Raw genomic sequence first — 25734 nt, forward strand, 5'->3', positions numbered from 1 at the left:
GCTAGCCCGATCACGCCGGACACCGGCACCAACGACAGACCGCAGCCCTCCTCATGCAGCACGAACGCCAGATCGGTCTGCCGCCTTCGCCCTGCCGACACGCAATCGAGGCGGAGAGCGGCCCCACATTGCAGGCAGCCAGCGAGACTTCTCCGCACTCGGGCAGCGCGTAGCCGCGCGGGCTGCAATCTACGGGCGTAGTGCAGGGCGCAGTCCAGTACATGCCCGGCATTGTTGTAGAGCAGCACCAGGGATAGACCGGAAGCTAGGCACCGTCGATCATGCTTACTGCCTCTGTCAACCAGACGGCGATCGCACAAGGGGCACCGAGTCTCAGGGTTTACATAGCCCGCATTGAGCTCGACATGGTCGGGGTCGGGGCCCACGTTGAAGCTCAAGGATCCTCCTCGCGCAGGTGACGTGTGTGGCGGCGATTCCATAAGAGGCGCGTGAGCGAGACAGACTCCCATCCGGTGCCCAACGCGGTAGCCGCGACGGCGAGCCACCGGACCCCTGCATGTGTCAGGGAGGCACCTTCTGGAGGAGCAAGAAGTCCGAGCATGCCGCATCCGAGGAGGATGATGCCTACGTTGTAGGCGGTAGCAGCACGGTGCATCCATCGGACCCATCGCCTGAAGTCTTCCCGCTGTTCCTCCTGTAGCAGTCCTTCGTCCGGTGCCGGTTCGTCTCCCCACCAGTCACGGAGCTCGGCCGGACTGTAGATGTAGCCACGGCCGCGAAAAGCCAGTTGGATGCTGGTAATCAGGGAAATTGCGGCGAGGGTCAGGCATAGCATCGCCGGACCGGGCCAGCGAAACTGTGAGCCGTCCGCCCCCAATACACCCGTGGTAGCGACGGCGGCACCAGCCAAAAGCGGTGCCGCCACAAAGTGGGCTTGATCAGCGGCATGGGGATCGCCGATCGGTAGCGGTCGGCTCCAGCCACTATGTCTTGGCGACAGGGCCCCTCCTACGATGAGCACGTCCTGAGCCAGTGTCCTGAAGATGAGCAATCCCGGGTAGAGCGCAGGCACAGCGGAACCCTGCTGGGCATGGCGGCATTGCTTACCTGTGGTTGGTGTGAGGGGCGAGCAGGCTGGTGAGCTCGGCGAGCTTCCGGTGACGGCTTGAAGTACCGGCGGACGTTCTCTGGCTTCTTGTGCCGGGACTTCGCCATCAGCATCAGCAGGGACGCTCCCTGCTCGCCGAGGTGGGTCAGGGAGGAGTGGCGGTACTCGTGCAGGTCCCAGCCACTACCCGGCCCGCATACGGCGGTGTGCTCGTCCAGCAGCGCCCGGGCCTGCCCGTACGACAGCCGGGCGAACCCGGTGTCGGGGCACACGTCGCGCGGGCTGACGACCTTGCCGGGGCCGGGCTTGCGGTGAGTGACGAACACCTGACCACGGGTACGGCCCTTCAGTAACCGGGGCAGGAGCCGGGCGGTGCCTGCGTCCCAGTACACGGTCTCCAGCACGTAGTCCTCGCGGGCCTGGCCGCGACGCCGGGCCTTGGTCCGGGCTCCCTTCGCCTTGACCGGGCAACGGCGCCCGGCGAAGTCCAGGTCCTCGATGTTCACGCCGAGGATCTCCTCCGCCCGCCCGGAGGTCTCGTAGAGCATCCGCCACAGGGTCTTCTCCCGCAGCTGGACCTCGCGCCGGGCGATCAGCCGGTCAACGGCCATCTTCGAGCGGGCTGGGGTCTCGGAGTCCGGCACCGCCAGCCGCTTCGCCCAGGCCGGGACCGTCGGGCCCTCGTACCCGCGCTCGGAGCACCAGCCCGTCCAGGACAGCACGGCGCCGCGGCGGGCGTTCCAGGTGTTCACTGCAGAGCGGCCCCACAGCAGCTCCAGCGTCTCCCCGATCTCCGCGTCCTCCACCGAGGCGAGCGGCCGGCTCTCGCCGAGGCGCTCGGCGGTCTTCCCGACGGCGATGCCGTAGTTCCGGGCGGTGTTCGGGTTTCCGAGCGAGTCGAGGAACAGGTCGGCCGCCATCCGGACGGTCACCGCCTTCCCGGTCGGCAGCTGGACGAGCGTGGGCACCGTTTTCCCCTTGCCACAGATAACAGGGCTGCTTCGTGCAGCCCTCGGAGAACGTCACCGCAGGTGACGAATCAAGCTACCGCAGATATTGGGGTGTTATCTGTGGGACAACTTCAGGCCGCCCCCGCCGTTGGCGACCTACCGGCCACCCGCCAGGGCCGATGAGGGCTTAGCGCACGATCTGACACCGATGTTCCTCAGACCCCAGGTACCGCTCGACCGCCGCGGTGTACGACGACGGCGGGGCGGACAGGGGCACCACCCGGGCGCGCGGCACACGCAACGCACCCCCGGCCCCGAGTTCGGTCACTGGTTCGATCGTCACGCCTGCCCCCGCCCCTCCGGCTCTGCCGCAGTAAATGCGTACACCTCACCCCGGCGGCCGGAAGCCCCGGCCGCAGGTCGCGGTGATCACGGTAGGGGCTCTGCCGCAGTAAATCCGGCATTTACCGCGTCAGAGGGTCACCGGAACGAGGGGTTTGAAGATAAACCGCTTACCACCATGCCGTTCGGGTGAGACCTTGGCCAACCAGTACACACGGGTGGGGGCGTGATGGCTGAGGTCGCACCGGCAGAGCAGATACCGCTTTTTGACTTCATGGTGATTCGATCACCTGACGAACTCTCCGGTCGTCAACTGCGAAGGCACTACGTCCACGACCGGGGCTTGGCGGCTCCGCCCACGATGTCGACACACGGTCCTGCGGTGCGCGGGCTCGTCGCCGTCTCGAAGGTTACCGAGATCATTTTTGACAAGGTCATGGTCTGGGACGGCGAGCCGGCAGACTCCGCCGCCCTTCCACACCTGAGGGCCACCCTCCTCGCAGCTGGCGAACCCCTTGGCATAGTCCGCCGGCGGGGTCGCGCCAGCCAGGCGGGTCCGAGCCTGCCGACACCAGCGCTCGGAGAACTCGAGGCAGGTGCCTACCTCACTGGCGACGACGGTGACTACTACCTGCTGCCTGAGCGTCTGGACCGGCTGCAACCAGCATGGCTCTTCGCACGGCTAACAGAAGCCGCTCACGTCATCGAAGCCCACTCTCGTGCCACGGATGAGAAGCGGTTCGACTCATCCCAGCTCAGGAAAGAACTTGCCAACGCGCTGGGGCGCACGGTGGAGAAGTTCGTATTCGGAACAGACAGCCTGCAAGAACATTGGGGGCGCGCCCACCGGATCCTCTTCGACACCCTGTATCTGCTGTACGTCATGCGGCGCTGGACCATGGTCAACCTGGAACCGGTGACGGCAGCCTTGCGCACCCTCCACGCGATCGAAGCCCTGGCTGCCGATGCCGTGGTCGCGCTGGCATCTTCTCCGGGCAAGGGGAAGCCTCCGCCCGAGCTGACGGCCGAGCAGGAGCAAATGCTGCAGGCTCTGGTGACTTCCTGGCCCGAATTGACCAAGTGGCAACGCAAGGGCCAGCCTCCGAACTTCCCGCTCATCAGTGCTGTGGGTGATCTTCAAGAGCATCTTCTCGCTGTCCCGGTAATCCATCGGCTGTTCGCACAGCTCTTCTGGTACTGCAGGCCACCGTTCAACGACATCAAACCGATTGGTATCGGCGATCTCAAAGTCGTACGGCAATGGCTCACCGCGTATCGACCTGGCGAGATCTCGCACATCCACAACATCATGGAGGGTGAAAGCCGGGGGCGTGACCACCGGCGCCTGGAGAAGACCGAGGAGACGTTCAGCTTCACAACCTCACGCACTGAGGACACGTCAAAAGACACGCAGTCGACTGAACGCTTCGAGGTCAAGGCAGAGGCCGAGCACGTCCTGCGTGACTCACTGAGCGTCAACGCCTCTGCGAATGTCACAGCCAGCACGACAACCCCCGTCCATGTGACCGCCAGCGCGGGCTTCGGCGTCGCCTACAGCCGCGCCTCCGAAGATCACGAGAAGGCCGCCCAGAACTTCGCCCGCGATGTCGTAGAGAAGGCGGTTAGCCGCGTGGAGGCACGAGCCGCCTCCGTCCGCTCCACAACCAAGATCTTCGAGACCGAAGAGAAGAACAGCCAGATCTTCGATAACAAGAAAGGCGAAGGGCACGTATCTGGCATCTACCGCTGGGTCGACAAGGAGTACACCGCCCAGGTCTTCAGTTACGGCAGGCGAATGATGTTCGAGTTCGTTGTGCCCGAGCCTGCGGCATTCTGGGTGACAGCTCGACTGCGTTCATACGAGTCCGAACTGGCCGTACCCCAACCCCCGGATCCGCCCAAGCCGGACGAAGTAAATCTGAAACTCACCCCGGACCAGATCACGGAAGCAGTCTTCAAGGAACTTCAGAAGAAATACGATCTTTCCGGATTTACCTACCCCACCTCCAAGCGGAAGGTCGTGTTTCAGTCCCCCGGATCACAGGGCACGTACTTCAGGGAATCCTCGGTAAAGAGTGCGGGCAACTTCCATGGGAAGATCTATGAGTGCGAGACGGAAGGGGTGGCCGGATACGAAATCGATGATTTGCGGATCGACGGGAGGATCGACTATACCGAAGGGAAGAAGAGTCAGTTCTTCCGCCTAATCATCAACGGCATGAAATGCTACACGTACGATACGGGGGATGCGCCGTTGACGTCTTTCGACTTCCCCGATTTCTACCAAGATGGAACATCAGCGCCAAAGCCGGATCCAGGCCCGCTTGTGCTCGACCGAGACGGCTTGACGATCGCTTTCTCGTTCCGGTGGGCTGAGAGTTACGCCTTGAGTATCAGTGCCACACTGAAGCGCACCGAATCAGCAGTGAGCGACTGGCAGCGCAGGGTCTTCGATACGATCCTTGCAGTCGAGCGGAGGCGCGTGGATGCGATCAACGCCGAGCGCAAACTGGCGTATGACGCGCGACTCGCGGAGTATCGAAACCGCCTGGCCCAGTTGGACGCCGTTACCGTGGCAGAAGCACTCAGAGGCGGCTCCGAGGCAGCCAACCGGGCTGTCATCAGCGAAGAGCTTAAGAAGCACTGTCTCACCATGATCACGAAGGAGTTCGACCAGCAAGGGTCTGACGATGTGCTGTCCAGGAATTCGGCGATGGGTTCACGGAAGGTCAAGGCGGATTCAACCCGCTTCACGATCACCGAGGACAATCCTGAAGTTCCGCGCACCACGGCAGAGTTCAAGCCTCTGAATCCTCCCCGTGAAGTCGCCTATCCGGCCATTGATCTCGATAAAGCGCGGAAGAAGGGGCTCATCGTCCAATTCCTGGAGCAAGCCTTCGAATGGGAGAAGATCAGCTACATCTTCTACCCTTACTTCTGGGCTGCTGAGCCACGCTGGATCGATCTGATGAACCGCGCAGATGATGCCGATCCGACCTTCACCGCGTTTCTGCGCGCGGGCATGGCACGTGTTCTCGTTTCGGTGACTCCCAAGTACGACTGTGCCGTGCAGCACTACCTGGACACAAGGGAGCCCTGGTCCGGTGGTGACTTCTCACCCGTCATCGGAAGTCAGCTGTTCATTCCGCTCTACGAGGAGATCCGCCAGCAACAGGACGACCGCCGAGGCGGAAAGCCCGTCAGCAAACCATGGACCTTCACTGTGCCCACGTCCCTGGTGTACCTGCACGGCAGCGATACTCCGCTGCCCGACCTGAAGGCCGAGCGGGAGAATTCATGACCCGGGTGGTGGTCGAGCTCGACCTCGGCCGGGACGCGCCCGACACCGACGGTTGGGCTGTCGCGGACATCCCAAGGGAGACCGAGAGCGGCAACCGGATCGACGAGCTGGCCCAGTGGTGGGCGACGCACGTACTGGACCCCTTCCTGGCACGCAAGGACATCCTGCGCACCGACTACGTCACGGGGCACACCACGCTGTTCGACGACCGGGTGGATTTTGTGGTCCGGATCGGGCCGGAGACACTGGAGGACGTGCTTTCCGCGTACGCCTCCTTCGGCTGGTCCGCGCTGGAACGTCTGGAGAGCGACCTGGCAGAGCTTCCCCGGGCACTCGAGCCGGTCAGGGATTTCTACCGCAGGACCCGTGACGTGGCCGCCGCGATGGTCGCGGTGGGGCTGATGCGCATCGAGCGGCTCGCTGCAGCCTATGCCGGCAGGGAGTGGAAGGAATCCTTGCGGCAGATGGAGGGATACCTCAAAGCCGCCTTCAACACAGTCGAGATCAACACGGTGCTCCCGTCCTTCCGGGACAAGAAGCAGGGGGACCGACTGCTGTCGCTCTGCCACCAATACGCCCTGGCGAGCGATGAAGCCGTACGCCTAGGCAAGAAGGTTGCCAAGCGCAACTGGGTTGTACCGCCCGCGGAACGGAAGAAAGGCAGCGGGCAGGACCTGTGGTACGAGCTCTACGCCGCACCGCAGAGGGAGCAATTGGAGAAGATGACCGGCTTCTTCACCAAGATCCTCCAGGACTTCCCGCCGACCGCACTGATCCTGGACGACCTTCCGGAGAAGATCCACAGCGATCCCAACCACTCGCAGGCACTCTCCCTGCTTGCCAAGAAGATCTACTTCCGGCTGGCCGGCGTGATCAAAGACCTTGACACCCTCATCGCCTCGCTGTCCGCACCCGCCGGAACTGAGAGACTCACCCGCTTCGAGCACGGCCCCGTACCCCCGATAGAACTCAAAGAAGGCGGCCTCGAGCAGGAGCTCATCGAGCATCTGACGAACCGGGGGAAAGCGGAACACCGGGTCCTTGCCAATCCGTACTTGCTGGCAGCGATCGCAGAACAGGTACCAGCCGGCAGCTGGGAGAAATGCGTGCTGCTCCAGTACCGTCGGCGACTGGGCTCAGCCATCGAGCTGCAGGAGCAGCGCGACGCGGCCTGGCAGATCTTCTGGAACTGGCTGGGCCGGGTCGTGGCCGCACTTTCCCTGCTCGCACTACTGGCCAGCTTCCCCTTTGGGGAGGGCGCCGTCGCGCCGGCACTCGGCGTCGTGCTAACGGCCGCCGGGCACACAGCCGCCACCCTCGGCGTGGTCATGCTGGTTGCGCACGGCATCATCGGCACCCTCCAGGAGGCGGGCAAGCTGGAGGCTAACGCCCAGGATCTCCTGTTCCGGTTGGGACAGGACGACCCCGAGGCGTTCCGGAAGATCGGCGCGCTGCTCGGGGAGAGCCATGTGCTGCGGCGCTCGCTCGGGGAGGGGCTGCTCACCACGGCAGTACGGCTGGGTCTGGCACAGCTAAAGGTTCTGGCTTTTGCTCTGGAGCTGGACGAGTTCCTCGACGATGTGGGAACGGCGTTCGGACCAGACGCTGAGGAGGCTGCGGTGGCCAAGGAAGGGGAGTCCGAAGGTGGCTAAACCTAAGCCGCCACGGCCACCGAAGGCCGCGAAGTCCGCAGCCGCGGCTGCGATCAAGAAGCGTGGTGTCAAGGTCAGATCTGCGGTTCCGAAAGGAGGCGGCTCCCTCAAGGGTCGAGTGATCGCCCCGACACGACTGCTGGCGAAGGCGTTCACGGCGAGTTTCACCGATGCGATCTCCCGCGAGGCCACCGCGCAGTGGGAACTGGGAACGGCGACGGTGGAGGAGTACCGCCGCCTGGTCATCAGGGCCTACCGCCAGATCACGGACAAGCACGTCACGGCAAGCGCCTGGGTGGGCAAACTCCTGGAGGTCCTCGCGCCCAACCTCCCCGAGGTGAGGCTTGTCATGGACGCCATGGCGGCTGAGCACGTTGACCTGGTCAACCTCGCCGTCCACGGCCGCCGGGCGGTCTTCGTTAACGGCCGCCTCGACACAGTGAAGGTGACCTCGGAGTTCACCAGCAAGAGGATCATCACCGACACCTGGCTCAAGGTGCCCGAAAAACAGCCCCGCGGAGCCCAGTACGTCGACCACGCATACCTCTACCGCAACGCCCAAGGGCAGGAACTCCTAGTGACCTTCGAGTTCAAGTGCAGGGGGCAGGGCAAGAAGCTGCGCGCACAAATGGCGATGCGCGACATTCGGCTCCTTGAGCTGAGCCATGTGCCCGGGGTGATATTGACCTTCCTCACCCGTGGCAAGCCCGACTCCGTCGCCGTGGACAAGCTGGTCATCGCGCCGGGGGAAGGGGCCAGGCTCGGGCGGATGGGCATCAAGGCCGGCCGGAACTACAAGGTGGAGGAGGCGCTGGACGCGTCCGGCGACCCGTACATGCGGCTTACCGTACCGATCAACACGGATGTGCACCGCAGGATCCTCGAGCGGGTTCTGCGGGACCGCAGCTGGCAGTGATCCGCGAGAGCCGATACCCGCGTACCGACCCTCGCGGGCTGTCTCTGTTATGCGGCCAGCCGCAGCTGCCCGACCGCCTGCCCGTCCGGGGGCTCCGTGTCGAGGTGCCATGTGCCGAAGCGGCGGGTCTTGCAGGTGATGTAGGGGCTGATGGTGGCCAGGTCCACCGGATCAACCTCCCAGCCCTCGTCGATGAGGTCGTTGACCACCTTCGTGATGTCCACGGCCGTGTGGAAGATCAGGCAGTTCGCCAGCAGCTCGTTGAACTTGATGATCTTCTCCTGGTGCACGGGGTCGTTGTCCTGGATCACGTCGGAGGCGAACATCAGCCAGTTGCTGAACTTGTGGAAGGCTTCGACCTTGTTTGTCATCGACTGGATCGACTCCCGCAGCTCGGGCTCGGAGAGGAATCGCAGGAGCACGATCGTGCGGATCACCCGTCCGAGCTCGCGGTATGCCTGATAGATGCGGTTGCGACGTGACTCGTTGCCCAGGCGCCGCAGCAGCGCGGAGGACGACAGCCGACCCTCCCGGATGGAGAGGACCACGCGCATGAGGTCGGGCCAGTGATTCTCGATGAGCTGCCAGTTGATGACGTCCTTCTCCGGGTCGCCGAAGAGCGGGTCGATGTGCCGGTACTTCACCGTCGGGCTGACCCGGTAGAAGGTGAGGTCCTTCCAGTTGCGGATCCTGGGCAGCAGTTCCACGCCCAGCATGTGCGCGAGCCCGAAGACAGGCAGGTTCTGCGCCTGCGTGTCTCCGTGGACGATATCCACGGTCACCTCGGACTGGTTCCTCAGCAGGCCCTCGAACAGGTAGACGGCCTCCCACATCCCGCACGGCACGAAGTGGCTGAACAGGGCGATGTAGGTGTCGGAGACGTGCCGGAGGCAGAGCCCGCCGTAGCCCCCGTAGCGGATGTGGGACTCCGCCAGCAGGTTGTTCTCCCACGTGTCCACCTGAGAGCCGTCGATCCCAGCCTTGCCCACGTCGCCCCACACGTGCGCCAGGTCGAGCTGGATGAACATGTCGATCACGTCCGCCGAGGCGGCGTTCAGCTTCTCCGCGGTGATGTGCTGGTTGCCCGCCAGCGAGATCTCATGCACCGACATCTGGTTCCGCATGTGCCGCGCGACCTGGGCGGGCCCGGCGTTCGTCCCATAGGTGAACACGGTCCAGCAGTACCGGGCGAGCTTGTTACGGATCTTCGGATCCGACCCCGAGGCGGGCCCGAAGTGCCGCCACCACTGGATCCAGTACGCCGTGCGCGCCAGCACGTCCAGCAGGCTCCACTCCGGCAGCCGGCGCAGGATCTCCGCCTCCAGGTCCTGCGCGGACCTCCGCCGGTCTTTGCCCTTGCGCGGCGTGAGTACCATCTTCCCCGACGCCTGGTCGATCGTCAGGTCCGCGTTGTCCGGATAGCCAGCGTCCACCTTCGCCGCCACCGCCGTCAGCTTCTGCTTCAGCGCCGCCGTGAACTCCGACGCGGAGGCGGGCAGCCCCGCCTGCTCGCAGTACTCCGCCATGAGCGGCTCGCACTCCTCCCACGGCAGCAGCTCGTCATAGAGGTTGGCGTACGACTCCGAACCGACAACCGCGACATCACCACTGCGCAGCTCCTGCACGAGATAGAACAGGGTGCACGATTCGAAATGCCGTCGGCTGATCCTGCCGGGGCGGGTCTTGTCGAACAGGATGCGCTGCCACATCTGCGAGGCGAACTCCGCCGAGACCGTCTTCGTCACCTTGGTGCCGTCGTCCTTGGTGACGGTGTACGTCATGGGCACCCATGCCCCGGTGCGGTTGCGCATCGCCTGGCAGAACTCCACCGCCTCCAACACGGTGCTGTCGGTGGAGGTGGCTACCACCGTCAGTGCCCCGGTCAGGTCTAGGAGCACCTTACGGTGGCTCTTGAAGTGCCGCCACATCAGCGGGAAGTAGTTGTCGCCGTGGTGGGCGGAGACCAGCTCGTGCTCCTCCGACAGCTTCGCCAGCCCGCCTGCCGCCTCCAGCTTCTCCAGCACGGCCTTCCCGCACTTGGCGTGCACCCCGTTCCGCTTCCGCGGGGCGAAGGGGAGAGTGACCGAATCGCCATCGAAGCCGACCGCCTCCTTGGCCGCTTCCAGCACCTCACCCAGCACGGCGATCAGCCGCTCGGACTGCGCCCGGTGCTGGGCGTGGATCTTCTCCAGGTCCTCCTTGGCCTTCTTCGTGACCGACGCCATGCGCTTGCACATCATCGTCACCAGCTCATCGCGCGCCCTCACCTTTGCCATGTGCAGCAGACACGCCAGCAGCGCGAGCCTCTTCACCACGCCGATCTTGGACACCTCGGCGGCGTCCAGCACCTTCGCCTGCCCCGCGAAGTGCTCCACCTTCCCCGGCGGCACACCCTCCAGCCACCTCGCCGTCAGCCCCAGCAGCTCCAGCTTCGCCAGATGGGCCAGGTGCTCGCGCAGATGGGCCACCGACGGCGCCTTCGCCGGCCGCTTGAGCTCATCGAACCGGCTCCGCCCGCCCACCGGCACCCGCAGCAGCCCCAGCAACTGCTCCCGCCCGGCCTCATCGATACGCGCCACGATGCGGGCGAAGAACTCCTCGTTCACCTCCGTGCGGATCGACGCGCACATCTCATCGAGCGTCGTGTACCCCGGCAGCTCCAGCCGCTCCTTGACCAGCTTCTCCAGCGCCACGTTGATCAGGTCAGCCGGATTGTCCTTCGTCTGCACCGCCTCGTAGAGCGCCTTCGACGCCACCTCACGAGCCCGCTCCTTGTCACAGACCACACCCAGCCGCTCACGCACGACCGTACGGTGATGCCGCAACGTACGAGCGGAATCGTGCACCGGCTCCACCTCCTCACCCATCCCCAGCAAGCCGCGCACATGCTCAACCACCGGCTCCGGAACCTCGGCCAAGTCTGGGAAGTACCCGAGCTTCTGAAAGCTCTTCAGCAACACCACCAGCGCCAGCACATGCTCCGCCGGCCGCGCCTTCCCCCGCGCCCACGCCACCTCGGACGGCCCCGGGGTAAACGCCTCGTGCAACTCACGGGACGAGATCGTGCGCTTGAAACGCGGGTACGCGGTACGTTCCACCGAAGCCATGCGCCGCATGATCGCGACCACCCGCCTGCACAACGCACGACCACCGCACGCCGCACGGCCAGTAGACCCACGCTGACCTGGCAAGTCTTCCAGCCAAGCGCCTCTACAGCATCACCCGGACGGAGCAGCCATCATGGCTGTTGCCTGTTTCCGGCGTATTCCGGCTGGCCTCCAAAAAGGTGGACGATCGAGCGGAATTTCGGCTGGTTCATGCATCGCCGCCACCTCGCCCGCGACTACGAGACCCACCCGCACCGCTCCGAAGCGATGATTCACCTCGCGATGATCGACCTCATGGCCCGCCGGCTCACCAACGAATCAACCCCGAACTGGCGAAAGCACCTGATTCCCGAGACAGACATGAGTACCGGGACGAAACGCTCAATGACCGTGCCTTTAACGGTTGCAGCGGGCTGCCTGTCCAGTTGGGTCGCGTGACCTGGTACTGGTCAGCTCACGCGACCCATCGGACACGCTCTAGGAGCCAAGGGACGCAGTGGTGCGTCGGGTTTCCGAGAGATGGAGGTCGATGTAACGGGCGAGCCTCAGTGACTCCTGGGGGTCGTCGGCCCTGAAGGCGACGCGGCGGAGCAGGCCGACGCTGTTGAGGGCGACGCCCTCGCGGGCGAGGACGAAGACGAGCACGAGGAAGGCGGAGCGGGCGTTGCCGTCGTCGAAGGGGTGAAAGAAGCAGACGTCGAGATAGGCGCGTGCGGCGCGGGCGGTCAGGGGAAGGGACCGCGTGCCGTTCGGCCCGCTGTCGGCGAGACAGGCGTCGAGTCGGGTGCGGGTGCGGGGGCCGATGCCGTAGCGTTCCCGGCCTTGCTTGGCGAAGGCGGGCAAACTGCGGAACGGCGGCGGATACGGTGTGTCCAGGACGTGCTGCTGCCAGCTGCTGAGCAGTTCGAAGTCGAGCGCAGCGCCGCGTGCCGCGTCGGCCCGCAGCACTTCCAGGGCAGCGAGCAGGCCCTGTGCGCGGGCGGGGTCAAGGGCGCCGTCGAAGGCACGGATGTCCTCCGCCGCACCATCGCGCGACGGGGGCACCGGTCCGTCCGCGCCGTCGCCCGGGGCGTCCTGCCACTGCACGGCCTCGCGCACCGCCAGCCAGGTCTCCAGGTGGTCGGGGGCGGGCTCGGTGGACCAGGCATCGTCGTCCGGCCGCAGCGACAGCGCGAGCTGCTCCGCGACATCATCGACCAGCACCGCGTCGGGGCCGGTCCAGCTTCGGAACCGCCCGCCGATTGCCTGGTCGACCAGGTCCTCCGCGACGTCGGGTGCGACTCCCCAGCGGGCGAGAAACCAGGTCAGCACTTGGTGGCAGTGGCCGTGCCAGCCACTGCCGCAGTCGGTGCGGTCGGCCACCTGCAGGATCAGGTTCCGGGCCGCGCGCTCCCACAAGATCCGCTGGTCCTCGATGGTGGCCAGCTCCAGCGGGTACGCCTCGAACCAGCCGGCAAGACTCTCCAGCCACCCGCGCCATTCGCACAACGCTGCGACAACACGGGCGGGCGTCTCCTCCGCAGTGGTGATCGAGTGCAGCGGGCAGCACCAGGCCCCGACCGGGCCGCCGCCCACGTCGCCCTCGTCGTGTGCCCAACGCCATCCCACGGCCCAAGGGCCGTACGTTTCGGCAAGAGCATGCGACATGGCATCGGCCCAGAGACTGGCCTCATCATCGCTCCAGGAGCTCATCGCCGGATCGATGATGTCGACGTCGGGGCGGCGCGGTACCCGTCGAGCCGGCCCGAGCGCTGACACCGTGTGTTCCGCCGACATGCCGTCAAAGGGATAACGGGCGGGATCCACTTCGTCCCAGCTCAGACGCCTGGGGGAAAGCTCGAAACTCATTGCGCAACCCTCCACGTCCACCCGCTCCCATGCAAATGAATTGCCGCAGGAACGCCAGAACGGCTGCTGGCCACCAGGCGAGGGTTGCAGCCTGACGTGCCCCCTCCGGTGACAGCGGCCCCTTCCGAAGCCGCCGTCACCGGGGCTGAGCCGCGGCACAAGGGGCTGCGGTGGGTTCACGAAGCACTAGAGATGATCTTGCGCCCTGGCGCCTATCAGCGTGCTGTCCGTACTCAGGAACATCGAAAGCGGAGCCTCGTCAGGCAGGTGCTGGGGCCGACCCGGCGTGGTCGAGTGCGCGGACGACCCCCGCAGTGCCGTCCTGTTGTTCGATCACTGCCCCTATGCGGCGGACGCGTTCGTGGTAGCGGCCGTCGGCGAGGAGCCGCGTGAGGTCGGGCGACAACGGCCGGCTCAGCCCCCAGGAACTGGTCGCCATGACCTTCCTCCTCCTGGTCGCCGGCCACGAGACGACCGTCAACCTCATCGGCAACGGCACCCTCGCACTCCTGCGCCACCCCGGCTAACTCGCCGCCCTGCGCGCCGACCCGTCCTTGATGCCCTCGGCCGTCGAGGAGTTCCTGCGCTACGAGGGCCCGCTCAATACCGCCAGCCTGCGCTACACCACCGAGCCCATCGACGTCGGCGGAGTCACCATCCCCCGGCACGGCCTGGTCGCCGTGGCCCTCACCTCCGCCAACAGGGACGACGCCCACTTCCCCGACGCCACCCGCCTCGACATCACCCGCACCCCCACCGGTCACCTCGCCTTCGGCCACGGCATCCACTACTGCGTCGGCGCACCACTGGCGCGCCTGGAGGGACGCATCGCCTTCACCGCCCTGCTCGACCGATTCCCCGAGATCCACCTCGCCTGCGACGAGGGCGATCTCCGCTGGCGCGGCACCATGTTCCGGGAGTTGCAGGCACTCCCCGTGTGGTTTTCCGCTACGCCTTGACTGAGCGTTTCGTCCCGGTGCGAAGTACCCCAGGGGACACAGGAGCCTCATCGGACGCAAACGTCACCTGGGCCGACTCTCGAGACGGGCGGCATTCTCGAGAGGGCCGCAGGGTTCGAAATCCCGTTGCCGTCGGAAGCGGCCACATACGATCCTCCCGGCATGGAACTTCCACAGCAGGTGATCGAGCTGGACGACCTGACGCTGCGCCGCTTCGACGGCGGCACAGACCTTCCGGAGCTCTTGCGGGTCATTGAAGAGTCGTTGGAACACCTGCGCCCGTGGATGGCCTGGGTCGCTGAGCACAGCCCGGCCAGGACCACCGACTTGCTGATCCGCCACGCTGAGGGCTGGGCGAGGGGTGAGGAGTTCACCTACGTGATCGTGCTGAACGGCGCGATCGTCGGCGTCTGCTGGCTCCTGCGGCGCGACGACAACCCCGGCAACGGCCGCGAGATCGGCTACTGGCTGCACCCCGCCGCCACCGGCCGCGGGGTGGCCACCCGGGCCGCCCGCGCTCTGGTCACGCAAGCCTTCCATCTTAACGGCGTCGACTACGTCGAGGTCGTCCATGACCGGGCCAACCGCGCCAGCGGCGCCGTCCCGGCCCGCCTCGGCTTCACGGAACACCTGCGTCGCCCCGCCGAGCGCCTCGCCCCGGCCGAGACCGGCGAGGACCAGATCTGGCGGCTGACCCGCCATCAGGCGGACAACATGACCGCAGAGGTCTGTTGACCGGCACAGGAGGGAGATCCGGAGCCGTGGCCGCTTAGCCGCGCAGTCGGTGAGCCATGGCCTCCCAGAAGCCGTGGAGTTCGGGGGCACGCATGCCGGCCCAGTCGGGGGTCCTTCTGCGGACCCGCCGGCGGAGCAGGACCTGCTGCTGGCGGCAGAAGGGCTCCCGGATCTCGGAGCGGGGCCGGGTGCCGCGCGGTGGGTACGGGCAGAACTGGAAGACGCAGCTGGGCAGGCAGGTGGTGCCCGGCGCCGGTGGGCCCGAGGAGCCGGCGGTCAGTTCCGGGTGCAGCGGGGTGCGGTCGGTCGTCATGCAGGGAGGCAGGCCCGTACCCGGCCTGCTGGAGGCGGCCAGGCGGTCCTCGACCTCGTCCGGATGCCCGTCGCGCTCGATGAGGTTGAGCAGGACGAGCACCTCGGCGACCAGCCGCTGGGCGCGCGCGTCCAAAGCGACCCAGCCGGTCGAGGGCGGGATCCACAGATTGTGCTTCCGGTAGCGTTGCCGGCCGCTGCTGCGGGAGCCGATGGTGTCGGCGACACCCTTCTCGTCGATCCACATGAACCGCTCCGGTCTCCCGCTCTCCAGGGCCAGCGCCGCCAGATCGCCCGCCTCCGCGACGAACGGGTGCAGGGGCTGGCGCGGCGCCCTGCCGTCGACCGCCGCGTGGGCGGTGACGGTGTGGTTCGTACCGGCCATGGACAGCCACCGTTCCACGCTCTGCACCGCCGTCGCGGGGCGCGTCTCACCGGATTTCCACAGGCCGTTCCCCTCGGCACCCCACCCCGCAGTCCACTCGGCGCTCCCCTCGGCGCGCTGCCGGCCCTGTCCGTCGAGGCCCTTGTGGCGGGCCGCGGTGTCCGGCAGCTCCCACAGGCACAGGGCGTGGAGCAGGCACAGCTGCGCGTACCAGCACCGGGTCTGCCGGAGCATGGTCTCCGCCTGCCGGATGAGGTCCGCCCGGCCGCCCGGGTAGGTGAACGGATGCCTCTTGCGGCGGTTGGCCGCGTACTTGAAGCCCTGCGCCAGTGCGTTCTCCAGGGACAGCGGCAGGTCGGGTCTGCCGTCGGTGTACTTCGGGTCGAGATGCCGCAGCCATAGCATGAGGCGGCTGCGGGCCTCGTCCCGCAGCCCGTCGCTCACGGAGCCCAGGAGCATCGGTAGCGCCCAGGCCCGCATGACGAACTCCCGCCACACGTCCACCCGCTGTTGCCGGTGCTCCTGGACGATGACGTGCCGCGCGCGGTAGAGCCGGGCCACATGCTCCTCGTGCGCCGCCCGGGACGAACCCTCCGTCCCCGCCGCCTTCTGCATCTCGGCCGCCCACGCGTCGAAGCGCCGCCTCTGCACCTCGTCGGCGGCTTCGATCCTGCGGATGTACTCCTCCATCGGGTCCCGGTTGATGTCGTGGATCCACGGGCGGATCATCGCGAACGCCGGGTCCCCACCGTTCCCGAACTCCTGGGAAACGGCCATGCGGATGGAGTACGAGGTCTCCGTGATGCCGAGTTTGAAGAGCTTCGTGTACAGCGGCGTGGTGTCGGTCCTGCCCGCTGCCGTGCGCAAGGCCGCGCCGAGCTGCTTCACGCAGCCGAGCTTCGCCTCGTCGAGCGTCCGTGCGTCGCCCTTGATGTCGTGCCAGCGTCCCACGAGCGTGCCCGTGATCTCGTCCAGGTGCTCCGGCCGCTCCGCCACGCTCTCGATCTCCAGGGCGGCCGCGTAGATGTCCAGGGCCTTGGGGTCCGCGCGTCGGCCGGCTGCACGGCACAGCCGCGGGGCGAGGGGCCGGCCGTTCAGCATCAAGCGCCGGTACCGCTGCCGGAGGTCCTTCTTCACCGCCGCCGTGACGCCGGCCTCGGGGGCCACCGCCTCGGCCGCGCACCGGCGGGAGAGCAGCACCAGGGCGATGAGCAGCTCCCGGCCCGGGCCGGGTGGTTGCAGGGCCTGGTCGACCAGTTCGTTCGCGCGGTCCTCCCCGAGCTCGTGGAGCGCGCGGAAGCCGAAGTACACCTGGAGGATGCTGTGCGGGAAGCGCACCTTCTTCTCGAATCCCTCGACCAGCCGTAGCGCGTCCGCGTTGGCCACGCACCGGGCGAGCGCGGCCTGGCGCTGACTGACGGTCCCGCCGAGCAGTGACCGTCTCTCCTCACTGCTGACCCGCCCGCACAGCGAGCTCCAGATCTGCTCGCGCTGCCACTCGGACAGGGCGTTTCCCCGTCTGCCGGTCGGGTCGAAGTTGCGGACCCGCTTCCACAGGCGTTCGGCCTCGGCGCCGGCCCGGTGCACCGGGGTGGGACGGACCTGTTCCCCCAGCAGGTCCGTGAATCCGACCTCCAGCTTGTCCTGGAGCAGCCCCACGCAGGCCAGCGCGGAGACGACCTCGATCGTGTCGCGGCGGTCCTGCGGTGACAGGACCACCTCCTGGCGCAGCCGCCCCTCCGCCAACGCCTGTTCCCAGGTCTCCAGCAGCCACAGCCGCAGCGTGGAGCGGTCCCAGCTGCGGGTGTCGAGCCGCCGCCGGTCGGTCTGCGGACGGTCGCGTTCGAGGACGCCGTGGTCGTGGAGTTCCCGCGCGATCTGCAGGTAGAGGGGCGACTCGGTCACCTCCGCCGTCTCGACGATCCAGTCGAGACGGCGCTCGTCCGCCTCGGGGGCCTGCGCCTCCACGAAGTGCAGGGCCGCCTCCTCGCTCAACGGCTCCAGTTCGATGATCGCGGCACGGGTCCCTTCGAGTGGGCTGTGTGGGCGCGAGGCGATGACCAGGGGCAGCTTCTCCTCGTACGCGCGGTCGATCGCACGGCGGATGATGTTGTCCCGGTCGTCCTGGAGCTGTTCGTCCAGCAGGGCCTCCTCCAGCCCGTCGGCGATGACGACCGGTTTGTCGTCCGCGAGCAGCTGCTGCCAGACCTTGTCGTTCTTGCTGCGGGCGAGGATGCCCTGCGGGGCCTCCTCGGCGAAGCGTCGCTTGGCCATCTCCTCGAAGTTCAGGTCGGCCTGTCCGGCGGCGTCCCGCAGCCGGACGGGCACGGGCACGGCGCCCTGCCGGGCCAGCAGCTCGGTGAGCTGCACCATCACCGCGGTCTTCCCGGTGCCCACCCCGCCGACCAGCAGATACGGCCGACGCGTGGCGCGGTCGCGCAGCCGCTCGGCGATGACCTGGGCGATCTCCTGGCGCCCGACGACCTGGCCGGTGTTCGGCCCGGCCGTGGGGACCAGGGTGCGGGGACTTCTGCGCGCTCTGGCGAGGTACCGGTGCTTGGTGTAGCCGTACCAGACGAACAGGAAGATGGTGGCGGCGGCCCCGGCGGTGAGGACGGGCCCCACGAAGCGCAGGATGGCCTCCAGCCCCGTGGTCCTCGTCACCCACTTCTCGAACGCGGTCGTGCCGTGGAAGACGCCGTAGAGACCCTCGGCGCACCAGGCGAGGACGAGCAGGCCGGCCGCCACGGACAACGCCCTCGCGAAGCTGGTGTAGGAACCCCACCGACGCCACTTCGCGGGCCGGGTGCGCTCCCGGCGCACCTCCCGGCGAAGCGTCAGACCGTGCCGGAACGATTGCGCCGTACACCGACTGCGGGCCGCCGCCCGGCGCACCCGCAGCCCCGCCACGGGAACCCTGCCCGGCCGCTCCTTGCCGGGCGGACGCCGGACCACCTTCGTCATCGCCCCTCCTCCCTCCAGGTGTCTCGGCAAAGGGAAGGGAAGGGGAGCGCGGACGTCATACGGTCCGGTTTCCATCGAACCACGCGCCCGGTACGGCGCAACCCGGTGGGCCGCGGGGAGGCGCCGGCCCGGTGGCGGACCGCCGGGAAGCGGCGTCAGGCCGTGCTGCCGGGGTCGGCTACGTGCTGATCGTCGCCTCGAAGCCGGCGGAACGGTGGCTGCCGATCCGGATGCTCGAGGTCAGGATCGGATCCGGATCCGGATCGGGATCGGATCCGGATCGGCTCAGAGCGTCGTGCCGTCGGGGAGTTCCTTCTTCGCGTTGACCACGGCCCGCTTGATGACCACGGTCTCGGAGGTGACGGCGCCGGGTTCGAGGCCCCGATACGGCTTGACCAGCACGTCGCGCTGGCCGAGGTACTCATAGGTGTTCCTGTCGAAGATCCACTCCTGGCGGCTGTTGGGCCCGGTGTGAGTGATCGCGACGCCGGTCCGGCCGGTCGCGTCGACGGCCTTGTCCACGAGCGTGACGCCCGGGATCTTGGCAGCCGCTTTGAACAGTGCGGCGCTGATCCGCGGCGTTGCGATCTGCTCCTCCAACAGCTGGCCTATCTCCCCGAACGCCGTCCAGTCGGCCTGCGGGTCGCCCATCCTGCCCCACCGGTAGAGGCGCTTGAGCAGGGCGTCGGGGTCGGTGGGGAGCGACTTGACGCTGTTGTAGGAGCCCCGGTCGGTGACTTCGTCGGCAGAGTCGAGGTCGAGGTCCTCACCGTTCTTGTCCATGAATTCATGGCCGGGCTCATAGATGAAACTCTTGAGGCCGTCGGGCGAGTGCCAGACCTGGCGCGAGCGCAGCGGAGTCACCACGAGCTTCTCCTTGCCGCCCGCCCTGTCGACCCGCCCGCCCCTCACCTTGCTCTCCACGTAGATGTACTGGTCCTGCCGGGGCTCCAGGGCCGGCTGCCGTGCCGCCGCGAGTGAGATGCGGTCGACGGTCGCCGACAGTCCTATGGTGGTGCCGGGTTCCAACTTCGCGTCGGCCTTCGGCGGGCGGGTGTCCGTACCCGAGGTACCCGAGGTACCTGAGCCGTCCGGGGCGACGATCACGGCGCCCGCCATCACGGCTGCGGCGGCCGGGAGCGCGATCCAGGCCGTGCGGCGCGCACGGGAGCGCGGCGCGCACGGGGCGGTCCGGTGTGCCTCGGCCCACAGGGCCTCTTCGAGCAGGTCCTGCCGGGCCTCCGGCAGGACGGTCTCGACCTGCCGGGGGAGCAGGAGGTCGAAGTCGCCGAGGTCGAGCGGCGCTTGGGGCCGCCGGGAGATACGCATCATCGGTTCCACTTCTCGTTCGGCCGGTTCAGGTGCAGGTGGAAGTGCTCGGGCCGCCGCCGGGCCGCCGTCTCGTCGGCGTGCTGCCGGAGCTCGTGTTCGGCGAGCTTGCGCAGGCGCTCGCGGGCCCGGAACAGCCGCGACCGTACGGTGCCGACGGCCACGCCCAGGGCCTCGGCCGCTTCCGCATAGCTCAGGCCGGACCAGACGCAGAGGGTGACGACCTCGCGCTCCGACCGGCGCAGCTTCCCCAGGGCGTTCTTCGCGGCGGTGAGCTGTTCGGCGTCCGCCATCCTGCCCACCACTTCACCCGCGATGTCCGGCACGGCTTCCTTGGCGGGCATGCGGGCCAGGGCCTTCTCATGGCGGCGGGCGGCACGGTTGGTGTTGCGCTGGACGTTCACCGCGATGCCCATCAGCCAGGCCTTCGCGCCGTCCGGCTCCTCGGGAAGCTTGGCGCGGAGGCGCCAGGCCTCCAGGAACGTGAGCGAAACGACGTCCTCGGCGGTGGCCCAGTCGCCGGTGGCGCGGATGGCGTAGCGATGGACGATCTGGGCGTGTGAGCGGAAGAGATGGCGGAAGGAATCCGGGTCGCCGTCCCTGATGCGGGTGTGTATTGACGTCACGTCTTGATATGTCCGGTGGGAGGTGCGGGTTCCCATGATGTGGGTCACACGACGGTACGGCCTCCCCGTCAGCAGGGCGCGTGCGCCCGCTCGTGGTCACCGAGGCCGGTAGGCGGTGGCCGGCACGGAGACGGTGGCCTGGTCGGGCAGGAGGCCGTCACCGTCCAGGTCTGCAGGGCTCAGGTGGCGTGCGCTCGGCGTCATCCCCACCAGGTCGAGGGCCTCCAGCCTGGTCAAGGACGTGACGTACTCGACCGGCTCGGTACAGGTGGCCTCGAAGAAGGGGACCAGCGCCCGGTGCAGGCGCTGCTCCTTGGCCGGGTCGACCGGCGGAAAGACATTCACCCCTGCTCAGGGGGTGTACGGTCCGTGCTCTGGACGACCCGCCCACACGAACTGCGCCTCGGCAGTGACGGTCATCCCAAAGTCCCACAGCTCCGGTCGGCCACGGGCTTCCCAGTGGTCCCAGCCCTCGGAGGTTTCTGCCCAGACGTCACGCGGCCCGCCTCCTGTCACCAAGGCTGTCCCGTCGGATTGAGGCACGGCACATGCCCAGGACGAGGCGCCATCGTGCACGTTCACCGCGACGCCGCCGTCGACCGGCGTGGTGGTCACCCGCAGGTGGGGGTGGCTGACCCGCACGGCGAACAGCAGGTGCCGCTCGGCGAAGAGCGCAAGGTCTCGGTGCACCGTCGCCTTTCGCGACACCGGGGCCTCGGCTTGGACTGCGTGGAATGCGAGGCCCTGGTCGACGCCGCGCGCCGGCATGAAGGTGGCAAGGCCCTGTACCCAACCGACGGCCGCCCGGCCGTCGTCGGAAACCGTCAGTGCCACGTGTCCCAGGCGCCCCCAGGGGGTGACGATCCGCCCCCCGGGCCGTGTCTGCTCCACCCATGCCCAGGGCACCCGCTCGACAGCGTAGGTGGCGATCACCCGGTCGAAGGGGGCACGGTCCGCGGCGCCCCGGGCCGCGTCCCCGGTGCGCACCTCCACGTCCAGCCCGGCCTGCTTCAGCCGTACGGCCGCGGCGTCGGCCAGTTCGGGGTCGATCTCCACGCTGACCACGAGATCGGCCCGCCGGGCGAGAAGGCCGGCGTTCCATCCGGCCCCGGTACCCAGCTCCAGGACCCGGTGCCCTTCCTCGAGCATGAGGGAGTCGAGCATGTCGGCGACGACTGCAGTACAGGAGATGCTGGAGGAGGGCAGGCCGTCGATCTCACTGATCTGCGTGTTGGTCGCCTCGTACGGGCTTGCCGGGTAGACGGCATCCGCCCACTCCCAGAGGTCCTTGGCCCGGTCCACCGCTGCGTACGCGGAGACTCCGTCCCATACGAAGACCCGGTCCGGCGCGAACCGGTCACGGGGCAGACCCAGGACGGCCGGGCGGATCCACGACGAGTCGCTGTCCGACGGCCACAATCCCTGAGCATCCATGGCAGCCGTCAGCCGGCGCTGACACTCCTCCAGGCGCGGCACTGGCCCTACTTCCGGCGCTTGCCCGAGCCGGTGTCCGGCGAGGAGACCTGCCCGTCGGAGTTTCCCGGGGGCGGTGTCCCCCCGGACAACGGCGGATCCGGCTTCCGGTGCGCCCCATCGCCTCCGCTGTCCTTCTTGTCCTTCGTCAACGCCGGCCTCCTTCACCACACAGTGACGGAATATGCCCACTCGGTGAGTTGAGCGGTCCGACCGTAGCGGCGGCCCGACCTCGTGCGCCATACGGCGACGATGCCTTCGGGAGGAACGGCCGGAACCGCCGTGAAGACCCTGGGTGCGCCGGCCCGAGTCCGCTTCGCGTTCACGCCGCAACGGGCGCCGGGGCACGATCCCGCCGGCCGTTACGGGGTGCCGGTCGAGAGAATGCCCAGGGCGAACTTGTGTGTCCGGGCGGCCGCCTCGTCAACGGGCACGTGCTTGCCGTCCGGCGGGAAGAAGTCGACGACGCCGATCGCGCCGTAGTTCGCCCAGAAGCAGGTCGTCATGGGGAAGGTGTCGGAGACGTTCTGCCGGCACTTCAGCACCAGGTCCTTGGTGGTGAAGGACTTGGGCTCGCCGACCGGGGTCCGGCCGTAGCCCTTCTCCAGGTGCATGGTGTGCTCGAAGACCTTGTCCAGCGAGGCGGCGGGGTCTGCGACCTTTTCGTACAGGGTCGTCCTGGTGGTGAAGTGCGGAACGGTCGCCTGTCTGCTGCCCTTGGTGAGCGTGATGCGTGACGCGCCGAAGCACGCGACCTTGTCCTCGTCGGAGATCTCGATCTCCTTGAGGTCGTCGTCTCCGTAGACGCCCATGTCCCTGTCGCTGCCGAAGCGGAAGCCGCCGTCTCCCTTATCACAGGTCAGGCCGTCCAGCGCGGGGACGTTCAGTTTCTTGTAGCGCGCTCCGTTGTCAGCGGCGAGCTTGTCCGCCTTCGGCAGGCCGCCCTTCTCGTCGCCGTCGCCGGAACCGCAGCCAGCCGCGAGTACGCCGGCGGCTATGACGGCGGCCAGAGCCCCCCACTTACTCTTCATCGCAGACTTCCCCCTGGTAGCTCTGTCCTTGATCACCAAGGAATCCTAGGGCCCAGAGATCGCACGCTCCGCAGTGGCGTCAGCAGTCTGCTGACGCTCTGCTGTATGCAGGGCGCGCCGATCCCGCGCGACGCGGCGCCGGCAAGCCGGCGGGGGTCAGCGGCGAGCTCGGCGCGCGCCGGCCTGCTCAAGTGTCGCAAGGCCGCCCATCCTTGACGGTCGGCCCACAGGGTCTCGACATGCGCCGTGTCGAGGCCGGCGATCTGCCGGATCACGATCTCGACGGTGGCGTCCCAGTCCGCCATCTCTTCAGCGGCCTGCAGATCCGGCAGTGCGTGACTGCCGAACGGTCGCATCACCGGCTCGTAGGAATCCGGCCCAGCAGGGAATCCGACACAGTGGAGCGCGCCACGGACCGCCAACCCACACCGCCCGGGCCCGTGGCACGCCCGGGTACTCCCCCGCGCTACCCGCTCGTACGGTCTCCGCGAAGGCGCCCGTCCAAGCTTGTCGTTTAATCAGTGGGGTCCGGTGAAGGGAGACGGGATGATGGGCTGATGAGCTCTGATTCCATGCCCGGCGCGATGGCTCCAGGGTGCAGGTCACTGTGCTGCCGCGACAACGGCCGTACCCCATCCCCCATCCCCCATCCCCCATCTCTGAAAGGCTCCCCCACCCTCTGTGCGCATGACCTCCCCTGAACACCCGCTCCTGACAGCTGTCCGCAACGGCGACACCAAGGCCGTGGCCGCCCTGATCCAGGAGGCGTACGGCACTACCCACGCGCGCGGCCCGCACGTCGCAGCCGCCCTGCGCCTGGCCGCGGACGCCCTCGACCACCGGGTTCTCGATGCCCTGCTGATGCGGGCCGACCTCGACGCGCTGGACCTGGACGGCATCGACGCCGACGGCCGCACGCCCCTGCTGCGCGCCGTCGACCGCGGCGCCCACGACATCGCCACCGCCCTGCTCTTCGCCGGGGCCGACCCCCGAGTCACGGACCGCGAGGGCCGCGACGCCCTCGCACTGGCCCGCCACTGGCACATCACCGGCACCGGAGCGGGGGTCCAACTGCGGACCGTGCGCGACGGCGACAGCGAGATCTGCCGCGAGCTGGTGATCGGCGGGCAGACCGTCCGCGACGGCCACACCGCGATCCTCACCCGCCTGGAACGGTGCTGCGGAATCGTCACGCCCTTCGCCGAACTGCTGGACCGGGTCATGGCCGAGCCCGAGGTCGACCACCCCGTGTGGGGAGCGGCCGTCGTCGAGGCCGCCGGACGCAAGGGCCCGGCACTGCAGCCCGTCTGGGACGCCGCCGCCGCTCTTCGCCACCACCCCGATCCGCTGGCACGCTACTTCGGCGCGGACGTGCTGCGCTGCATCGATCTCTTCGACGAAAGCGGCGAGGACGAGGAACCCCCCTTCGACACCCTGCTCGTCGACCTCTTCCTCCCCTGGATGGAGCAGGAGGAGGACCCCCGCGTGATGCGGCCCCTGACCGGCGGACTGGCTGGCGCCATGGACCCCCGCGCCGAGAAGCCGCTGCTCGCCCTTACCCGTCACCCCGACGCCCAGGTCCGGTCCTGGGCGGTCGGCGGCCTGCAGTGGCAGGTCCAGCAGGCGAACGTCGATGCCCTGGCCGCCGTCCTGGCCTGCACCCGGGACCCGGACGCCCAGGTCCGGGAAGTCGCCTGCCGGACCCTCCTCCCGGCCCAGGCCGACGACCCTGCCCCTTGCGACGCCCTCGCCGCCTGCCTCTCCGACTCCGAAGAGGCCGTACGGGTCACCGCCGCGGTGCAGCTGGCTCTGCGCGACGACCATCGCGGTGACGCACTTCTCGAGGCCCTCGACGACACCGTCGACGAGACGTCGCCGTACTACTGGCCGCTGTACGACGTGTGGCGGCACCGCCGGGACTGGTGAGCCAGGACGGGTGAGCCGGGACCGGTGAGGGGCCGCCAAGGGCCGGCATCCGCCACTTCATCTCTGGTGGGGCCGGCGCCCGATGTCATTGCCGGAAGACAATCCGGCGCGTCCTCGGCCCGCGGGACGCCGGCCGCTGCTGACGGTGCGCGGGGCATACCAGCCCACCACCCGGTCGGCGGCGCCGTCGGGCCGGTGGCTCAGGCTGCCTGGTCCAGGTCCGACAGGAGCCCTGTCCGTACGGTGGCCGGGTCGGTGCCGAGCCGGCTCAGTACGTCCGCCGTCGCCCCGCCCCCGGCGTCCAGCACGCCCAGCAGGACGTGTTCGGTCCCGATGGAACGGTCCTTGCGCTCCAGGGCGGCCCGCAGCGATTGCTCCAGTGCCTTCTTGGCCTCGCGTTCGAAGGGGATGTGCGGCTTGCGGGCAGCCGGCGAGCCGCCCTTACGACCGCGCAGGAACCCGCGGCCCTCCTCCGCCGGGGGCGGCGGGGGCGTGTCCAGGGCGCCCGGCCCGAACACCTTCTCCGCCTGTCCGCGCACGGCCTCCAGGTCGATGCCGAAGGCGCGCAGCGCCTCCGCGTCCTCCTCGTCGAAGGGTGCTGCGGGCGTGCCCGCGGCCGACAGCGCACTGCGTAGCGCCTCGGGCGTGGCGCCCAGCCGGGCCAGGGTCGTCATGCCGGGGGCCCCGGACTGTGTGGCGACGCCGAGCAGCAGGTGCCCGGGGCCGATGCGCCCGTGCCCCAGTGCGCGTGCCTCTTCCTGCGCGGACACGATCGCCGCGCGGGCGTCCTTGGTGAACCGTTCGAACAT

The 25734-nt window shown here is 68.0% G+C and carries 16 protein-coding genes and 3 pseudogenes; 7 read left to right on the top strand and 12 right to left on the bottom strand.

What is annotated here, in order from left to right; genetic code table 11:
• Positions 1-1064: 1064 nt before the first annotated feature.
• Positions 1065-2037, bottom strand: a pseudogene (locus IE295_RS29150) (tyrosine-type recombinase/integrase).
• Between the two features lie 553 nt (positions 2038-2590).
• Here IE295_RS29150 and IE295_RS29155 point away from each other — a divergent pair.
• Genes IE295_RS29155 through IE295_RS29165 form a run of 3 tightly spaced genes read left to right on the top strand, consistent with a single transcriptional unit; the run spans position 2591 to position 8230 of the window.
• Positions 2591-5662: a hypothetical protein gene (locus IE295_RS29155; protein WP_190066758.1), complete on the top strand. Its 3072-nt coding sequence runs from the start codon at positions 2591-2593 to the stop codon at positions 5660-5662.
• Positions 5659-7314 carry a hypothetical protein gene (locus tag IE295_RS29160; protein ID WP_190066759.1) on the top strand — a complete coding sequence of 552 codons (1656 nt, stop codon included), beginning with the start codon at positions 5659-5661 and terminating at the stop codon, positions 7312-7314. The genes IE295_RS29155 and IE295_RS29160 overlap by 4 nt, the downstream gene beginning before the upstream one ends.
• A complete protein-coding gene (locus IE295_RS29165; RefSeq protein WP_190066760.1) occupies positions 7307-8230 on the top strand; it encodes a hypothetical protein in 924 nt (307 codons plus the stop codon). Before IE295_RS29160 ends, IE295_RS29165 begins: the two co-directional genes overlap by 8 nt.
• A gap of 47 nt (positions 8231-8277) precedes the next feature.
• Here the strand turns inward: IE295_RS29165 and IE295_RS29170 are convergent, their stop codons facing one another.
• Positions 8278-11346: a Tn3 family transposase gene (locus tag IE295_RS29170; protein WP_308437410.1), complete on the bottom strand. Its 3069-nt coding sequence runs from the start codon at positions 11344-11346 to the stop codon at positions 8278-8280.
• A gap of 165 nt (positions 11347-11511) precedes the next feature.
• On the opposite strand from IE295_RS29170, the pseudogene IE295_RS34335 reads away from it, so the two are divergent.
• A pseudogene (locus IE295_RS34335) lies at positions 11512-11673 on the top strand (transposase); the annotation flags it as partial.
• 141 nt (positions 11674-11814) lie between these two features.
• On the opposite strand, the gene IE295_RS29180 reads toward IE295_RS34335, so the two are convergent.
• Together IE295_RS29180 and IE295_RS29185 are read right to left on the bottom strand one after the other, a co-directional pair.
• Positions 11815-13185: a Fic family protein gene (locus tag IE295_RS29180; protein WP_190066762.1), complete on the bottom strand. Its 1371-nt coding sequence runs from the start codon at positions 13183-13185 to the stop codon at positions 11815-11817.
• Positions 13186-13444: 259 nt separating this feature from the next.
• Positions 13445-13624, bottom strand: coding sequence for a hypothetical protein (locus tag IE295_RS29185; protein ID WP_190066763.1), 180 nt, complete (start codon positions 13622-13624; stop codon positions 13445-13447).
• A gap of 118 nt (positions 13625-13742) precedes the next feature.
• Here IE295_RS29185 and IE295_RS29190 point away from each other — a divergent pair, with 118 nt between their 5' ends.
• Together IE295_RS29190 and IE295_RS29195 are read left to right on the top strand one after the other, a co-directional pair.
• Positions 13743-14144: a cytochrome P450 gene (locus tag IE295_RS29190; RefSeq protein WP_308013158.1), complete on the top strand. Its 402-nt coding sequence runs from the start codon at positions 13743-13745 to the stop codon at positions 14142-14144.
• Between the two features lie 162 nt (positions 14145-14306).
• Positions 14307-14879: a GNAT family N-acetyltransferase gene (locus tag IE295_RS29195; protein ID WP_190066764.1), complete on the top strand. Its 573-nt coding sequence runs from the start codon at positions 14307-14309 to the stop codon at positions 14877-14879.
• Between the two features lie 34 nt (positions 14880-14913).
• Here the strand turns inward: IE295_RS29195 and IE295_RS29200 are convergent, their stop codons facing one another.
• From IE295_RS29200 to IE295_RS29230, 7 genes and pseudogenes are all read right to left on the bottom strand, one after another.
• Positions 14914-18540: an NACHT domain-containing protein gene (locus IE295_RS29200; RefSeq protein WP_190066765.1), complete on the bottom strand. Its 3627-nt coding sequence runs from the start codon at positions 18538-18540 to the stop codon at positions 14914-14916.
• Between the two features lie 285 nt (positions 18541-18825).
• Entirely contained in the window at positions 18826-19872 is a 1047-nt protein-coding gene (locus tag IE295_RS29205; RefSeq protein ID WP_190066766.1) for a CU044_5270 family protein, read from the bottom strand.
• Positions 19869-20531, bottom strand: coding sequence for an RNA polymerase sigma factor (locus IE295_RS29210; protein ID WP_190066767.1), 663 nt, complete (start codon positions 20529-20531; stop codon positions 19869-19871). The genes IE295_RS29205 and IE295_RS29210 overlap by 4 nt, the downstream gene beginning before the upstream one ends.
• A 60-nt stretch (positions 20532-20591) precedes the next feature.
• A pseudogene (locus tag IE295_RS29215) lies at positions 20592-20822 on the bottom strand (methyltransferase type 11); the annotation flags it as partial.
• A gap of 24 nt (positions 20823-20846) precedes the next feature.
• The gene (locus IE295_RS29220; protein ID WP_190066768.1) at positions 20847-21929 is read right to left on the bottom strand and encodes a methyltransferase domain-containing protein; all 1083 of its coding nucleotides are present in this window, start codon (positions 21927-21929) and stop codon (positions 20847-20849) included.
• A gap of 401 nt (positions 21930-22330) precedes the next feature.
• Positions 22331-22999, bottom strand: a complete 669-nt coding sequence (locus IE295_RS29225) for a hypothetical protein (RefSeq protein WP_190066769.1) — start codon at positions 22997-22999, stop codon at positions 22331-22333.
• Between the two features lie 32 nt (positions 23000-23031).
• Positions 23032-23355 (bottom strand): hypothetical protein, encoded by a 324-nt coding sequence (locus tag IE295_RS29230; RefSeq protein ID WP_190066770.1) that lies wholly within the window; start codon positions 23353-23355, stop codon positions 23032-23034.
• A 331-nt stretch (positions 23356-23686) separates the two neighbouring features.
• Here IE295_RS29230 and IE295_RS29235 point away from each other — a divergent pair, with 331 nt between their 5' ends.
• Positions 23687-24925 carry an ankyrin repeat domain-containing protein gene (locus IE295_RS29235; protein WP_190066771.1) on the top strand — a complete coding sequence of 413 codons (1239 nt, stop codon included), beginning with the start codon at positions 23687-23689 and terminating at the stop codon, positions 24923-24925.
• Positions 24926-25125: 200 nt separating this feature from the next.
• On the opposite strand, the gene IE295_RS29240 is transcribed toward IE295_RS29235, so the two are convergent.
• Complete coding sequence (locus tag IE295_RS29240; RefSeq protein WP_190066772.1) at positions 25126-25734, bottom strand: Clp protease N-terminal domain-containing protein; 609 nt, start codon at positions 25732-25734, stop codon at positions 25126-25128.

Source organism: Streptomyces griseocarneus, from assembly GCF_014655595.1.
GTDB lineage: Bacteria > Actinomycetota > Actinomycetes > Streptomycetales > Streptomycetaceae > Streptomyces > Streptomyces griseocarneus.

Excerpts from the sequence above, each read along its gene's own strand:
- IE295_RS29155 (WP_190066758.1), top strand. The coding sequence starts at position 2,591 with ATGGCTGAGGTCGCACCGGCAGAGCAGATACCGCTTTTTGACTTCATG.
- IE295_RS29160 (WP_190066759.1), top strand. The coding sequence starts at position 5,659 with ATGACCCGGGTGGTGGTCGAGCTCGACCTCGGCCGGGACGCGCCCGAC.
- IE295_RS29170 (WP_308437410.1), bottom strand. The coding sequence starts at position 11,346 with ATGCGGCGCATGGCTTCGGTGGAACGTACCGCGTACCCGCGTTTCAAG.
- IE295_RS29180 (WP_190066762.1), bottom strand. The coding sequence starts at position 13,185 with ATGAGTTTCGAGCTTTCCCCCAGGCGTCTGAGCTGGGACGAAGTGGAT.
- IE295_RS29185 (WP_190066763.1), bottom strand. The coding sequence starts at position 13,624 with ATGGCGACCAGTTCCTGGGGGCTGAGCCGGCCGTTGTCGCCCGACCTC.
- IE295_RS29190 (WP_308013158.1), top strand. The coding sequence starts at position 13,743 with ATGCCCTCGGCCGTCGAGGAGTTCCTGCGCTACGAGGGCCCGCTCAAT.
- IE295_RS29195 (WP_190066764.1), top strand. The coding sequence starts at position 14,307 with ATGGAACTTCCACAGCAGGTGATCGAGCTGGACGACCTGACGCTGCGC.
- IE295_RS29200 (WP_190066765.1), bottom strand. The coding sequence starts at position 18,540 with ATGACGAAGGTGGTCCGGCGTCCGCCCGGCAAGGAGCGGCCGGGCAGG.
- IE295_RS29205 (WP_190066766.1), bottom strand. The coding sequence starts at position 19,872 with ATGATGCGTATCTCCCGGCGGCCCCAAGCGCCGCTCGACCTCGGCGAC.
- IE295_RS29210 (WP_190066767.1), bottom strand. The coding sequence starts at position 20,531 with ATGGGAACCCGCACCTCCCACCGGACATATCAAGACGTGACGTCAATA.
- IE295_RS29220 (WP_190066768.1), bottom strand. The coding sequence starts at position 21,929 with ATGGATGCTCAGGGATTGTGGCCGTCGGACAGCGACTCGTCGTGGATC.
- IE295_RS29225 (WP_190066769.1), bottom strand. The coding sequence starts at position 22,999 with ATGAAGAGTAAGTGGGGGGCTCTGGCCGCCGTCATAGCCGCCGGCGTA.
- IE295_RS29230 (WP_190066770.1), bottom strand. The coding sequence starts at position 23,355 with ATGCGACCGTTCGGCAGTCACGCACTGCCGGATCTGCAGGCCGCTGAA.
- IE295_RS29235 (WP_190066771.1), top strand. The coding sequence starts at position 23,687 with ATGACCTCCCCTGAACACCCGCTCCTGACAGCTGTCCGCAACGGCGAC.
- IE295_RS29240 (WP_190066772.1), bottom strand. The coding sequence starts at position 25,734 with ATGTTCGAACGGTTCACCAAGGACGCCCGCGCGGCGATCGTGTCCGCG.